General features: G+C 60.3%; 1 pseudogene. It reads right to left on the reverse strand.

Annotated features, from left to right (window positions below):
* Nucleotides 1-234: pseudogene (locus AC3XQU_RS24965) on the reverse strand (hypothetical protein); the annotation flags it as partial.

Consider the following 234-nt stretch of genomic DNA (forward strand, 5'->3'; position numbering starts at 1 on the left):
TGAGTTGGTCGGCTTCGATGCCTCGGTTGTCGGTCAGCTCAAGGCTCATCAGCCGCGGGCTGATCAACTGGGCAATGTCGTTGCCGTCAACAGTAAGCCGGAAGGAGGGTACCGCGTACGCGGCGTCACGGCGGAATCGCTCGGCGGTGTCCTTGAGATAACCCGTGACCTTGGAAAGCGCGCCATCGATCACAGCAAGCCTCGCAGGATATTGGCGCCAATGTTGGTTGCGGT

The organism is Telluria sp. AZSoR62 (assembly GCF_058111565.1).